Annotated in this window: 12 protein-coding genes; 4 read left to right on the top strand and 8 right to left on the bottom strand. The window is 68.3% G+C overall.

Annotated elements, in window-relative coordinates:
- Positions 1-3: 3 nt before the first annotated feature.
- The 6 genes from HNP48_RS06205 to HNP48_RS06180 are packed head-to-tail and all read right to left on the bottom strand — an operon-like array spanning position 4 to position 7,995.
- Positions 4-1,005 (bottom strand): tripartite tricarboxylate transporter substrate binding protein, encoded by a 1,002-nt coding sequence (locus HNP48_RS06205; RefSeq protein ID WP_184856006.1) that lies wholly within the window; start codon positions 1,003-1,005, stop codon positions 4-6.
- A 31-nt stretch (positions 1,006-1,036) separates the two neighbouring features.
- On the bottom strand, positions 1,037-2,275 hold the full coding sequence (locus HNP48_RS06200) for a CaiB/BaiF CoA-transferase family protein (protein WP_184856005.1): 1,239 nt from the start codon (positions 2,273-2,275) through the stop codon (positions 1,037-1,039).
- Between the two features lie 25 nt (positions 2,276-2,300).
- Positions 2,301-3,434 carry an acyl-CoA dehydrogenase family protein gene (locus HNP48_RS06195; RefSeq protein ID WP_184856004.1) on the bottom strand — a complete coding sequence of 378 codons (1,134 nt, stop codon included), beginning with the start codon at positions 3,432-3,434 and terminating at the stop codon, positions 2,301-2,303.
- Between the two features lie 10 nt (positions 3,435-3,444).
- Positions 3,445-4,653 carry an acyl-CoA dehydrogenase family protein gene (locus HNP48_RS06190; RefSeq protein ID WP_184856003.1) on the bottom strand — a complete coding sequence of 403 codons (1,209 nt, stop codon included), beginning with the start codon at positions 4,651-4,653 and terminating at the stop codon, positions 3,445-3,447.
- Between the two features lie 13 nt (positions 4,654-4,666).
- The gene (locus HNP48_RS06185; protein WP_184856002.1) at positions 4,667-5,848 is read right to left on the bottom strand and encodes an acetyl-CoA C-acyltransferase; all 1,182 of its coding nucleotides are present in this window, start codon (positions 5,846-5,848) and stop codon (positions 4,667-4,669) included.
- Positions 5,849-5,865: 17 nt separating this feature from the next.
- Positions 5,866-7,995 (bottom strand): 3-hydroxyacyl-CoA dehydrogenase NAD-binding domain-containing protein, encoded by a 2,130-nt coding sequence (locus HNP48_RS06180; protein WP_184856001.1) that lies wholly within the window; start codon positions 7,993-7,995, stop codon positions 5,866-5,868.
- 107 nt (positions 7,996-8,102) lie between these two features.
- On the opposite strand from HNP48_RS06180, the gene HNP48_RS06175 reads away from it, so the two are divergent.
- The 3 genes from HNP48_RS06175 to HNP48_RS06165 are packed head-to-tail and all read left to right on the top strand — an operon-like array spanning position 8,103 to position 10,659.
- The gene (locus HNP48_RS06175) at positions 8,103-9,014 is read left to right on the top strand and encodes a LysR family transcriptional regulator (RefSeq protein WP_184856000.1); all 912 of its coding nucleotides are present in this window, start codon (positions 8,103-8,105) and stop codon (positions 9,012-9,014) included.
- A complete protein-coding gene (locus HNP48_RS06170; RefSeq protein WP_184855999.1) occupies positions 9,011-9,991 on the top strand; it encodes an SMI1/KNR4 family protein in 981 nt (326 codons plus the stop codon). The genes HNP48_RS06175 and HNP48_RS06170 overlap by 4 nt, the downstream gene beginning before the upstream one ends.
- A complete protein-coding gene (locus tag HNP48_RS06165; RefSeq protein ID WP_184855998.1) occupies positions 9,988-10,659 on the top strand; it encodes a hypothetical protein in 672 nt (223 codons plus the stop codon). Before HNP48_RS06170 ends, HNP48_RS06165 begins: the two co-directional genes overlap by 4 nt.
- Before the next feature lie 20 nt (positions 10,660-10,679).
- On the opposite strand, the gene HNP48_RS06160 is transcribed toward HNP48_RS06165, so the two are convergent.
- Positions 10,680-11,735 carry a site-specific integrase gene (locus HNP48_RS06160; protein WP_184855997.1) on the bottom strand — a complete coding sequence of 352 codons (1,056 nt, stop codon included), beginning with the start codon at positions 11,733-11,735 and terminating at the stop codon, positions 10,680-10,682.
- Between the two features lie 124 nt (positions 11,736-11,859).
- Between HNP48_RS06160 and HNP48_RS06155 the strand changes: the two genes are divergently transcribed.
- Positions 11,860-12,855, top strand: coding sequence for a DNA-binding protein (locus tag HNP48_RS06155; protein WP_184855996.1), 996 nt, complete (start codon positions 11,860-11,862; stop codon positions 12,853-12,855).
- 16 nt (positions 12,856-12,871) lie between these two features.
- On the opposite strand, the gene HNP48_RS06150 is transcribed toward HNP48_RS06155, so the two are convergent.
- The gene (locus HNP48_RS06150; RefSeq protein WP_184855995.1) at positions 12,872-13,252 is read right to left on the bottom strand and encodes a hypothetical protein; all 381 of its coding nucleotides are present in this window, start codon (positions 13,250-13,252) and stop codon (positions 12,872-12,874) included.
- Positions 13,253-13,584: the final 332 nt, after the last annotated feature.

The raw sequence follows: 13,584 nt of genomic DNA, 5'->3' as shown, positions 1-13,584 counted from the left end.
GTCTCACTCCGGGGCAATGCCCTTGTCGCGGATCAACTGGCCCCACTTGGCATAGTCCTGCTGCACATGCTGGCCCATCTGCACTGGGTCCTGGAAGCGGGCAATGGCCCCCGCGTTCAGCAGCTTCTCCTGGATCTCCTTGTCGGCCAGGATCTGGCGCACCTCATTGGCGATGCGCTCCACCACGGCCTTGGGCGTGCCCGCGGGGGCCAGCAGGCCGCCCCAGGACACGGCGTCATAGCCCTTGAAGCCTTGCTCGGCAATGGTCGGCACATCGGGCAGCATGGAAACACGCTGCGGCGACCCGATGGCGATGGCGCGCAGCTTGCCCGCCTTGATGTGGGGCAGGGCCGCTACCAGGTCGGCATACATCACCGGCACCTGGCCGCCGATGGTGTCGGTAATGGCCGGCACGCCGCCCTTGTAGGGCACGTGCTGCATGTCGAAGCCGCCCATCTGCTTGAGCAGTTCCATGCTCAGATGGCCAAAGCTGCCCGCGCCCGAGCTGGTGTAGTTGAGCGGGGCCTTCTGCGCCTTGGCATGGGCGATGAGCTTGCGCAGATCGGTCACGTCCGGCAGTTGCGTGGGGTTGACCACCACGACGATGGGCAGGTCGTACACCGTGGCCACCGGGGCGAAGTCCTTCACCGTGTCGTAGCCCGCCTTCTTGTACAGGTGGGGCGCCAGCAGAGTGGGGGTGGCCAGCATCATCAGCGTGTAGCCATCGGGTTCGGCCTTCATCACCTGCAGCGCGGCAATGGAGCCCGAGGCGCCGGGGCGGTTTTCCACCACCACGGCCTGCTTGAGACGCTCGGCCAGCTTCTGCCCGACGATGCGCGAGGCCGTGTCGGTGGGGCCGCCGGCCGGGAAGGGCACGACCAGCTTGAGGAGGCTGGCCGGCCAGGCGTCCTTGGCGGGCTGGGCCAGGCTGCTGCCCAGCAGGCCTGCGCTGCCCAATGCGGCCAGGCCTTGCAGGGCGGTGCGGCGGTTGAAAGAGGTGCTCATGGTCTTGTCTCGGTGTTGTGGATGTCTGGCATCAGGCGGATGGAAGGGTCAGCACGCCGCTTTGCTGCAACTGCTGCAGCTCGTCCTCGCCCAGGGCCAGCAGGCGCTGCAGCACCTCGCGCGTGCCCTCGCCCAGCGTCGGCGGGGCGTTGCGCACAGGCAGGCGCTGGCCGTCCAGGCGGTAGGGCGGGGCGAACACGGGCGTGGTGCCGGTCACGGGGTGGGGCATGTCCTGCACGAGGCCACTCTGGCGCGTGCGCTGGCTGGTCAGGGCTTCGTGCAGGCCGGCGACCTTGCCGCAGGGGATGCCGGCCGCCGCCATGCGTTCGAGCAGCACATCGCGCGGCAGCGAGCGGATCATGCCGTTGAGCAGCGGCACCAGGGCAGGGCGGTTCTTGGCCCGCTCCACATTGGTGGCAAAGCGCGGGTCTTCGACGATGTCCGGCCGCTCGATGACCGCGCGGCAGAACTTGTCGAACTGCGTGTTGTTGCCCACGGCGATGATCAGCGGGCCGTCGGCCGCCTCGAACATGCCATAGGGCACGATGGAGGGGTGGGCGTTGCCGTAGCGCGCCGGGTCGCGGCCCAGCTGCAGCGCATCGAGCCCGTAGTAGCCCGTGACCATGATGCCGCAGTCGTACAGCGCCATCTCGATGAGCCGGCCCTTGCCCGTGCGCTCGCGGCGGAACAGGGCGGCCAGCACGGCCTGGGCGGCATGCATGCCGGTCACCAGGTCCACCACGGCCACGCCGAACTTCAGCGGCGGCTGCTCGGCCTCGCCGTTCAGCGCCATCAGGCCGGCCTCGCCCTGGATCACCAGGTCGTAGCCGGGGCGTTTGGCCTCGGGGCCGCTCGCGTCGTAGCCGGCCACGGCGCAGTAGACCAGGTCGGGCCGGATGGCCCGGAGCTGCTCATAGCCCAGGCCCAGCTTTTCGGCACCACCGGTCTTGAAGTTGTGGATCACCACGTCGACCTGCGGCAGCAGGCTGTGGATGATCTTCAAGGCCTGTGGGCTCTGCAGGTCCAGCGTGATGGACCGCTTGTTGCGGTTCATGCTGTTGTAGTAGGTGGTCTCGGTCTTGCCGATGCGCATGCCCCAGTCGCGCGTGTCATCGCCGCGGCCCGGGTGCTCGACCTTGATGACCTCGGCGCCGAAGTCGGCCAGCACCTGGCCGCACAGTGGCCCGGCGAAGACGCGCGACAGGTCCAGCACGCGCACGCCTTCGAGGGGCAGGTCCAGGCCCTGGGCCGGTTCTTGGGTGGTCGCCATGTTCAGTCTCCTTGTGTGCCCGCCGTCAGCCGGGTTGGCCCAGCGCCATGTAGCGCGCCAGGTGGTGGTCTTCGTCGCCCAGCTGGTGGTCGATCATCACCAGCCGCTTGGCATAGTGCGACAGCGGCAGCTCCCAGGTCATGCCGATGCCCCCATGCATTTGTATGCTTTCCTCGGACACCAGTGCGCCGATGCGGCCGATGGTGAACTTGGCGGCCGACAGCGCGCGCTCGCGCGCCAGGCGCTCGCCGTCCATGGCGGCCGCGGCGTTGATCACGGCCGAGCGCGCCTGCTCCACCTCCAGCAGCAGGTCGGCCATGCGGTGCTGCAGCGCCTGGAAGCTGCCGATGGGCACGCCGAACTGCTTGCGCGTCTGCAGGTATTCGAGCGTGTCCTTCTTGGCCACCTCCATGGCGCCCAGCGCCTCGGCGCACAGGGCCAGCACGCCCCAGCCCACGGCCAGCTCCAGCGTGGCCAGGCCTTGGCTTTCGGTGCCCAGCAGCGCATCGGGGCCCAGTTCCACGTTGGTGAACGTGATGTCGGCGGCGCCGCCACCGTCGATGCGGGCATAGCCCCGGCGCTCCACGCCCGGCGCATCGGCCGGCACGAGGAACAGTGACATGCCATCCTCGCTGTCCACCGCGCCCGCGGTGCGGGCCGAGACCAGCAGCAACTGCGCCGCGCCGCCCTGCACAACCACGGCCTTGGCGCCCGACAGCACCCACCCCTGGCCCTTGCGCACCGCCTGCGTGGCCACGCGCGCCAGTTCGTAGTGGCTGCCCGGCTCGTCGTGCGCCAGCGCGGCCACGGTGCTGCCGTCGATCAGGCTGGCGATGCGCTCCTTCTGCGCGGGCGTCCCCACGGCGCCCAGGGCGCGGCCCACCAGCAGGGCGCCCAGGAAGGGTTCCACCACCAGGCCCCGGCCCAGGGCCTCGAAGACCACGGCGATGTCGAAACCGGCGCCGCCAAAGCCGCCATCGGCTTCGGGGAACAGGGCGCCTATGGCGCCCAACTCGGCGAACTGCCCCCACAGCGCGCCCGACATGCCGGCGCTGCCGTAGGCGATGGCATTGCGGGTCTCCATGGGGCACTGCCCGGCCACGAAGCGGTCCAGGGTGTCCGCCAGCATGCGGCGGTCTTCGGTGTGTTCAAAGTTCATGGCAGCTGCCTCACAGGCCCAGGATCATCTTGGAGATGATGTTCTTCTGGATTTCGTTGGAGCCGCCGAAGATCGACAGCTTGCGGTAGTTGAAGTAGTTGGCCGCGGCCGTGGCCGCCTCGGCGGGGCCGGAGGTTGCCGCATCCAGGTCCTGGTGCTGCGCCTCCTCGATGTAGGGCAGGGCGGCGGGGCCCATGGCGCGGCGGATCAGCGACAGGATTTCCTGGCGGATCTCGGTGCCGCGGATCTTGAGCATGGAGCTCTCGGCCCCCGGCACCCCGCCACCGGCCACGGCGGCGATCACGCGCAGGTTGGTGGTCTTCATGTTCTCCAGGTCGATTTCGACCTTGGCCATGCGGGTGGCGAACTGCGGGTCCTGGTCCAGCGGGCGGCCATTGCGCTGCACCTTGGCGGCAATCACCTTGAGCTTTTCCATCGCAGCCACCGAGAAGCCCACGCCGGCGATGCCGGTGCGCTCGTACGTCAGCAGGTACTTGGCGTAGGTCCAGCCCTTGTTTTCCTCGCCCACCAGGTTCTCGGCCGGCACGCGCACGTCGGTGAAGAACACCTCGTTGACCTCGCGGTCGCCATCGAGCGTGCGGATGGGGCGCACTTCCACGCCCGGCGTGTCCATGTCCACCAGCAGAAAGCTGATGCCCGACTGGGCCTTGGCCTCGCGGTCGGTGCGCACCAGGCAGAAGATCATGTTGGCGTGCTGGCCCTGGGTGGTCCAGGTCTTCTGCCCGTTGACGATGTAGTGCGCGCCCTGCGCATCCAGCCCGCGCACGGCCGTGGTCTTGACCGAGGCCAGATCCGAGCCCGAGCCCGGCTCGGAATAGCCCTGGCACCACCAGTCGGCACCGCTCAGGATGCGCGGCAGCCAATACTGCTTTTGTGCCTCGTTGCCGTACTTGATGAGCACCGGGCCCAGCATGTTGACGCCGAAGGGCACGATGCGCGGCCCGCCCGCGACGGCGCACTCGTTGTCGAAGATGAACTTCTGCACCGCACCCCAGCCCGGGCCGCCGTACTGCGCAGGCCAGTGGTTGGCCAGCCAGCCGCGCGCGTTCAGGATGGCATGCCACTCCTCCTGGTCGGCCTTGGTCAGGCGCTGTCCGGCTTTGACCTTGTGCGCCAGCGCGGCGGGCAGCCGGTCTTTCAGAAAGGCCTGCACTTCCTCGCGGAAGGCCTGTTCCTCAGGGGTGAATTGCAGATCCATGTCGTGCCTCGCTTCAGAATATTTCGAACAGGCCGGCGGCGCCCATGCCCCCGGCGATGCACATCGTCACCACGCCCCACTTGGCCTTGCGGCGCCGGCCTTCCAGCAGGATGTGGCCGGCCAAGCGTGCGCCCGTCATGCCGAAGGGGTGGCCGATGGAGATGGCGCCGCCGTTCACGTTGAGCCGCTCCATGGGGATGCCCAGCCGGCGCTGGCAGTACAGGGCCTGCGAGGCAAAGGCCTCGTTGAGCTCCCAGAGGTCGATGTCCTCCACCGTGAGGCCGTGGCGTGCCAGCAGCTTGGGTACGGCGAACACCGGGCCGATGCCCATCTCATCGGGCTCGCAGCCGGCCACGGCCATGCCGCGGAAAGCGCCCAGCGGCTGCAGGCCCAGGCGCTCGGCCTCTTTGGCTTCCATCAGCACGCAGGCCGACGAGCCATCGGACAGCTGCGAGGCATTGCCGGCCGTGATGAACTGGCCGGGGCCCTTCACAGGCTCCAGCGCCAGCAGGCCTTCGAGCGTGGTGCCGGGGCGGTTGCAGGTGTCGCGCGTGGCGACCACCTCGCGGTAGGTGACCTCGCCCGAGTCCTTGTTCTTCTCGGCCATGCGCGTGGTGCAGGGGACGATTTCATCGTCGAACCGGCCAGCGGCCTGCGCGGCGGCCGTGCGCTGCTGGCTTTGCAGCGAAAACGCATCCTGGTCCTCGCGCGAGATGCCGTAGCGGTGCGCCACCACGTCGGCGGTGTCGATCATGGTCATGTAGAGGGCCGGCTTGTGCTCCACCAGCCAGGGGTCCATGTCGGTGGGCAGGTTGTTGCCTGGGCGGATACCCGAGATGGTTTCCACCCCGCCCGCGATCATGGCTGGCACCCCTTCGGCCACAATGCGGCCGGCGGCAATGGCGATGGACTGCAGGCCCGAGGCGCAAAAGCGCGTGACCGTGGTGCCCGCCACCGACAGCGGCAGCCCGGCGCGCAGCACGGTCTGGCGGCCCAGGTTGCGGCCCTGGAAACCGTCGGGGTTGCCGCAGCCCAGGATGAAGTCTTCGAACATGGCGGGGTCCACGCCCGAGCGCTCGACGGCTGCAGTGACGGAGAACGCGGCCAGTTGGGCGGCCGGCGTGGCATTGAATTCGCCGCGGTGCGACTTGGCCAGCGGGGTGCGGGCGGTGGAAACGATGACGGCTTCGCGCATGGTGGGTGTCTCCTGGTTCAGGCGGTTTGGTTGAGGCTGTCGAAATTGCGGCCCTGGGCCACCAGCTGCTCCAGCAAGGTGGCGGGTTGCCAGAACAGCGGGTCTTCCTGGGCGAACTCGCGAATGTCGGCCAGCACCTGGGGCAGGCCCTGCATGTCGGCCCACTTCATGGGGCCGCCGCGAAAGCGTGGGAAACCATAGCCGGACAGGAAGGTCACGTCCACGTCCAGCGGGCGCAGGGCAATGCCCTCGGCCACCACCTTGGCGCCTTCGTTGACCATGGCGGCCATGTAGCGGCGCATGATCTCGTCGGCGCTGAAAGCGCGCGGCACCACGCCCTTGCGCGCACGTTCGGCATCGACGATGGCCAGCACCTCAGGGTCGGGCTGGCCCACGCGGGCGCCCTCGGGGTAGAGGTAGAAGCCCCGGCCGGTCTTCTGGCCGAACCAGCCGCGCTCGCAGATGCGGTCGGCGATCTCCACGTAGCGCGCCTTGGGGTCGCGCGTGGCGGCGCGGCGCTTGCGCGTGGCCCAGCCGATGTCGCCACCGGCCAGGTCGGTCACCTGGAAGGGGCCCATGGGATAGCCGAAGCCGCGCACGGCGGCGTCGATCTCGTAGGGGCTGGCGCCGTCTTCCATGAGGTGGTCGGCCGCCTGCTTGTACACGGCCAGGATGCGGTTGCCGATGAAGCCGTCGCACACGCCGGCACGCACCGGCACCTTCTTGAGCCGCTTGGCCAGCTCGAAGGCCGTGGCCACCACGTCGGCGCTGACCCGGGCGGGCACCACGATCTCCAGCAGCTTCATGATGTTGGCAGGGCTGAAGAAATGCAGGCCGATCACGTCCTCTGGGCGCGCCGTAGCGGCCGCAATCGCGTCGATGTCCAGGTAGGAGGTGTTGGTGGCCAGCACGGCGCCGGGTTTGCACACACGGTCGAGTTCACGGAACACGGTTTTCTTGACCTCGATGTCCTCGAAGACCGCCTCGATCACCAGGTCCGCGCCGGCAATGTCCTCGTAGTGCGTGCTGCCGGTGTAGCGCGCCGTGGTGGCGGCCTTGGCCTCAGGGGCCATGCGGCCCTTGGCCACCAGGGCATCGTAGACCTTCTCCACATGGGCCCGGCCGCGCGCGATCGAGGCCTCGTCGCGCTCGATCATGGTCACGGGCAGGCCGGCATCCAGCGCCGAGACGGTAATGCCAGCGCCCATGGTGCCGCCGCCGATCACGGCGATGGAAGTGAAGGGGCGGGGGGCGGCGGCCTTGGCCTCAGGCACCTTGGCGACTTCGCGCTCCGCAAAGAAGGCGTGGATCAGGCCGGCACGCTGCGGGCTGTCCAGGCAGGCCATGAACTGGGCGCGCTCGAACCTGAGGGCCTCGTCGAAAGGCAGGTCCAGCGCGGCCTGCACGCAGTCGATGATCTTCAGGGGCGAGAACAGGCCGCGCGCGGACTTGGCGGTCTCGGCCTTGAGGGCATCGAGTTCGGCCTGCGCCGCGGCCTTGTCCGCCAGCCGGCCGGGCAGGGCGCTGGTGGGGCGCACCGGTGCATGGCGCGCCAGCAGCTCGCGCGCATAGGCCAGGCCGGCGGCCACAGGATCGCTGCCCTCGGCCAGCGCATCCACCAGGCCAGCGGCCAGGGCCGCCTGGGCGTTGATATGCTTGCCGCTGAGCATGAGTTCGGTGGCCGCCTTCACCCCCATGAGCCGCGGCGCGCGCTGCGTGCCGCCGGAGCCGGGCAGCAGGCCCAACAGCACTTCGGGCAGGCCCAACTGGGCACCGGGCAAGGCCAGGCGGTAGTGGGCCGACAGGGCCACCTCCAGGCCGCCGCCCAGCGCCGCGCCGTGGATGGCGGCCACCACCGGCTTGCTGCAGGCTTCGATGGCCTGGCAGACCTCGGGCAGGGCGGGCGGTACCGGCGGCTTGCCGAACTCGCGGATGTCGGCCCCGGCGATGAAGGCGCGGCCTGCACCGACGATCAGCACCGCTTCGACGCCGGCATCGGCCTCGGCCGCGGCGATCGCGGCCATCAGCCCCTGGCGCACGGCGGCCCCCAGGGCATTCACCGGCGGGTTGTCCACGGTGACCAGCAGCACGCCCCCATGCGGGGTCCACTGAACGACAGAAGCAGGGGCTGGATGGGTCACGCGCATGTCTCCTCTAGGGGTTCTTGGAAAACCGGGATTCTTGCGGTGACAATGATTTATAACAATCCCCGCTTGAATTGACAGACTGTCAAAACATTTGAAACAATGACTGCATGGATTCCCACTCTCTGGCCTTGCTGGTCGAAATCATCGACAGCGGCAACCTGAGCCAGGCCGCGCGCAAGCTCAAGGTGTCGCGCGCCAATGTCAGCTACCACCTGACCCAGCTCGAAAAGTCCGTGGGCGTGCAGCTGGTGCGGCGCACCACACGCCGGGTCGAGCCCACCGAGGTGGGGCTGCGCCTGTACGAGCACGGCCGCAGCATCCAGAACGAAATGCTGGCCGCGCGCGAGACCATCGCCACCCTGGGGCAGGGGCTGCAGGGCCGCGTGGGCATCAGCGTGCCCAGTGGCTACGGGCAGATCGTGATGAGCGACTGGCTCATCGAGTTCAAGCGCCTGTACCCCGGCATCGTGCTCGACGTGCTGTTCGAGAACCGGGCCGACAACCTGCGCGACGAGGTGGACATCGCCATCCGGGTGATACAGGAGCCGCCGCTGTCCCTGGTGGCGCGCAGCCTGGGCACGGTGCGCTACATCGCCTGCGCCTCGCGCAGCTTTGCCCGGGAGCACGGGCTGCCCCAGACCCTGTTCGAGCTGCGCAGCGCGCCGCTCATCACCGCCGGCGTGACGGGGCGGCAGCTGCGCCTGAGCGCCTACCAGGGCGAGGAGCGGCAGGAGCTGCTGCTGGAGCCGACCCTGATCTCCGAGCACTTCCCGTTTCTGCGCCAGGGCATCCTCGCGGGCCTGGGCGTGGGCCTGGTGCCCGACTACGTGGTGAAGGACGCCATCGAATCGGGCGAGGTGCTGACCACGCTGGACGACTACCGCCTGAGCATCTTCGGCACGCGCATGCACCTCTTGTACATGCCCAACCGCCACCAGACGCGCGCCGTGCGCCTGTGCATCGAATTTTTGCTCGACAAGGCGCGCGCCGAGCAAGGGGAAGAAGGGCAGGGTACATGAACACCAAAGCAACGCCGTTTTCGGGCTTCGATCTCTCCAGCTTCTGGGACGACAGCGACTACGCACGCAAGGAGTATGTGGAACCACCGCCCACGCCGGCAGCGATTGCCGCGGTCGAGGCCGCGCTGGGCTACCGGCTTCCGGCCAGCTACATCGCGCTGATGCAGTCGCAAAACGGCGGCATCCCGTTCCGGCGCTGCTTTCCCACCGACAAGGCGACCTCCTGGGCCGATGACCATGTGGCGATCAGCGCCTTCAAGGGCATCGGCTTCGCGCAGCAATGGAGCCTGTGCGGGGGCCTGGGCAGCCGCTTCAAGATCGAGGCCTGGGACTACCCGGACATCGGCGTGTACTTTGGCGACTGCCCCTCGGCCGGGCACGACATGATCGCGCTCGACTACCGTGCCTGCGGGCCGACCGGCGAGCCGGCCGTGGTGCACGTCGACCAGGAGGGCGGCTACCGCATCACGCCGCTGGCGCCTGACTTCGAGACCTTTGTGCGCAGCCTGGTGCATGAATCCGAGTACGAGGATGACCCCGAGGACGTGAAGAACGACGCACTGGCCCATGTGCGCAGCGCGCCTTTCAACTCCCGGCTGCAAAAGCTCTGCGACCAGTGGCCCGACCCGGAGCTGCCCGCAGCCATCCGCCGTCTGGCTGAGGCCATCGTGCAGGACAAGGGCTTTTTCGCGTTGCACGCGGACGCGAACTCGCACCGGATGTACGCAACCCAGTTCCTGCTGCTCAGCCACAGCCGGCCGGTACGGTCCATGGAGGGCTTCCTGCAGTCCTACCCCGGCGTCATCGCCATGGTGGGCAGCGCGCATTTCGGCACTGGCGGCTGGGCACCGGGCTTCGTGGAAGACTGGTTCCAGGCACGCGTGGACGCTGCCGACCTGGTGCAACAGGAGGGCCAGTGGCACCTCGGCACGGATTTCCGGGCTGCGCTGCTGCAAGAACTCGGTGCAGCCACATGACGCGCACGGCCCGTCACCCCCTGGCAGTGTTCGCTGCGCTGCTGCTGCCCCTGTGCAGCCATGCCGTCGAGCCCGCGGCGACCGTGCAGGTTGCGGCCTGTGGCCTTGAGTTCGATCTGCCGGCCGCCTACAAGATCACGCGACCCAAGCGCCAGGCCGATGAGCACCACGGCCGCGCGTGCGCCTTCGATATCGTCAAGCTCCGCCCCGAACCTGCGCCCCGCGGAGAGTGCAAGGACAAGGAAGAGGGCGGCCAGCCGCCCTACAAGGTTTGCGATTGGATGATCGATGCCGGCCCTCCGACGCCCAGCGTGCAGGTGGTGCGCCAGGGGCCCAAGGGCACGCTCCTGGAATCGTTCACGCGCGCCGAGGATGGCCGCTGGATGGTGCCGAACGCCCAGGCTGGCGATCAGCCCGCCAAAGCCGCCGACTTCTGCGGCAAGCCCGCATGGGTGGGTGAAACCATTGTGCGCATGTACTGGTGGCGCACCCGCACCAAGAACTATACGGGCATCTACGCCGGCTCGGGTGGCGCCGACGTGACGCTGCTGCAGCTGGCGCCCGATCTGTTCGTGCAGTTGCAGAACCCGCCCATCGACCCCCAGGGCGAGTTTGCGGCCTTCTGCGCCAGCCTGCGCCTGGGGGCCCGGGTGCAGGACCTGCCGTGACCCCCGCGGGGCGCCCCACGCTAGAGAAGATGGGCGCCCGGGTTGCTCGACGACGGCCGAAAGTAGCCCAGCACGCTCGCCACGCTGCGGTGCCCCGTCATGGCCATGGTGTCGGCCATGGGAACCTTCTGGGTGGCGGCCTCGGTCACGAAGCCGGAGCGCAGCGAATGCGCCGAGAACATATCGGGCAGCCCCGCCGCGCGGGCGCGCTCCTTGACGACATCGCGCACGGCGGCAGCAGACAGCGGGTCGCCCAGTTGCCCGCCCTTGCGCACCCTCCGGAAGACGGCGCCCTCGTGGATGCCTGAGGCGGCAAGCCAGGCCTGCAGCGCCTCGCCCGCAATGCCTTCGATGGGCTTGTGGTTCTCGGGCCGGTCTGCGGCGTTCTGGTTGGTCTTGGAGTGGGCCAGGGTGTAGGTGAAGGATGCGGGCCCGTTCCGGCGCAGGTGCTTCATGTCGGCCTGGGACACCTCCGAGCGCCGCCGGCCACCGCTGGCAAACGCAAAGAGGAGGAGGGAGCGGTCGCGCAGCCCCTTGAGCGTGGAGGTATCGCAGGTCGCCAGGATCGCCATCAGCGGATCCCTGGTGAGGGCGGCCTTCTTCTGGGGCAACTCGCCGCGCTTGCCATAGGCGCGGCGCGTCTTGGCCAGCAGCTCGCGCACCTGGGGATCCTGGCAGGGGTTCTTCACACCACGCATCTGGTGGGCCTTGGACAACACGGAAACACGGTGCACCAGGGTGTTGAGCGCCATGGGCCCCGGCTTGCCCTTGAAGCCGGCCTCGACCAGCGCCGCATCGAGGGCCGGTGGCAGTTCATGGGCCAGACCGTTCGGGGTGGTGCGCTGGGCGTGGTCCACGATGAACTGCAACACGGCGCTGGGCGGCAGCGGCAGCGCGATCGGCTGGCCGTAGCGCACATTGAACCAGGCCGCCCAGTACCGCAGCGCCGACCGGTAACTGGCCAGGGTGTTGGCGGATTCCCCCTCGCGCATCAACTCGTCGACGGCACGCGCCGCCACCACCGAAAGGACGCTGGGTTCCAGCGCAGGCTGGGTTTGGAGGGTGGGCAGGCGCATCAATGGCTTCTCCATTCAGAATTTGCATAAACAATACATATGATGTATTGTTTGATATGAATTTGATTTTTTACTCTCGATAACAATCTATTATCGTTGGTAATTTGGAGCGAAAGGCAGGGCCATGCAAGCGAAAAGTGTGAGGGGTGCGCGGGGGGTGCAGATGGAAGAAGTCTGGGCCGCAGCGGATGCCGTGCTGGGCCTGGGCGAGCGGCCGACCATCGAGCGCGTGCGCCAGCAGTTGGGCCGCGGCTCGCCCAACACGGTGGGGCCCATGCTCGACGGCTGGTACGGATCCCTGGCCCGGCGGCTGCAGGGGCCGGCAGACCCCGCGGATGCTCCGGCGGAGGCCGAAGTGCCCTTGCCGGCGCCCGTGGTCCGCGCCGCAAAAGCCTTGTGGGGGCGGGCGCTCCAGCAGGCCGACGAGCAGACGGCCGCCCAGTGGGCCCAGTCGCGCGCCACATTGGACGGCGAGGCCCAGGCATTGCGCGCTGCGCAGGACGAGGTGGCGCGCGAAAAGCAGCGCCTGGATGACCGCAACGCTGCCTATGCCGTGGCCATGCAGGCCCGGGATGCCCAGATTGCCGAACTGGTGCGCCAGACCCAGGAGTTGCAGCAGCAACTGCAGGCCTGCCAGCAGCAGCTGGAAGGCCTGCGTTCCGAAAGCGTGCAATTGCGGCAGGCGGCGGATGCCCAGCGGCTGCAGCACGAAGCCCGTGACATGGAGCACCGGGCCGAGCGCGCACGGCTCGAAGAGCGGGCCCAATCCCAGGAACGCCGGCTCAACACCGAGGTGGACCGGGCCCGCCAGGAGTCCAAGCGCCTGGCGCAGCAGCTGGAAGTCGACGGCAGGAAGGCGGCCAAGGCATTGGCCGACGCCATGGACCGAAGCCGGGAGCTCGATGCCCAGGTGGGCAGCCTGCAGACCGAACGCGCCAACCTGGGCCGGGAGCTGCAATCTGCCCGCGACGAGGCCCAAGGCCTGCAGGCGAAGCTCGATGCGCGCAGCAACGACATGCTGGCCGTGCTCAACGAACTGCGCGACCGGCTCCCCGCCACGCCGCCAGCACCCACGCCGGGGGCGGCATCGAAAACGAGGGCCCGCCGAGGCAAGGGCTAGAACCGACCCGGGCGGCCTATTTCACGTCCTTGAACCTGTCGGAGCAGGCCCGCTGGTAGACCCGGTCGAAGATCGATTGCTGCCAGGAGCCCGCTGCGGTGTCCATCGGGTCCCGCATCGATTCACCCAGGTCGTCCACCATGAAGCGCCGGAACCCGAGGTAGGCCCCCGCGCGGTCTTTGGCGTTGATCTCGCCACAGAGCGTGACCTTGGAGTCGCCATGCTCCGACAGGAACAACTGGCGGAACTTCGTCCCCTTGGGATGGGGCAAGGTATCGAGGATGGCCTTCCTGGATTCGGCCACGCTGAAGGACTCCCTGGCCGACTGGGCAGCCGCAGTGGTCGAGACAAGGACAGCGGCGACCAGGAGCGTGCGTTGGAAGTGGCGGATCAGCATGGAGCGATCATAGGGTGGCGGGTCGGCATCAAACGGCCGGACCTGGCTGGCACTCGAATCCATGGCAAGCACCGAGAAGAGAAAGGGGTGGGCGCAAAAGAGGGACCGGCCCGGGCTGGCCCGGCATGCCTGGGCACAAACAGCCCAAATACGCTCAAATTTCGCTTCTTTTATTTAACATAATATACATCGTATCTAGTCACAGATACTCCGAGCGCAGAGGGCCGCGCCTGACCCCACGCCGTACTCGATCTGGTCTGTGGCACCTCGACATGGGCCCCAGACTGGGCGGCAAACGCGGCCGCACGCAAGTTGTTGGTGGCGTGCAGCAA

The sequence above is a fragment of the Acidovorax soli genome, assembly GCF_014207955.1.
Taxonomy (GTDB): domain Bacteria; phylum Pseudomonadota; class Gammaproteobacteria; order Burkholderiales; family Burkholderiaceae_C; genus Acidovorax; species Acidovorax soli_A.
Note: the sequence above shows the minus strand (reverse complement) of the source record. Positions and strands in the feature narration are given on the sequence as shown.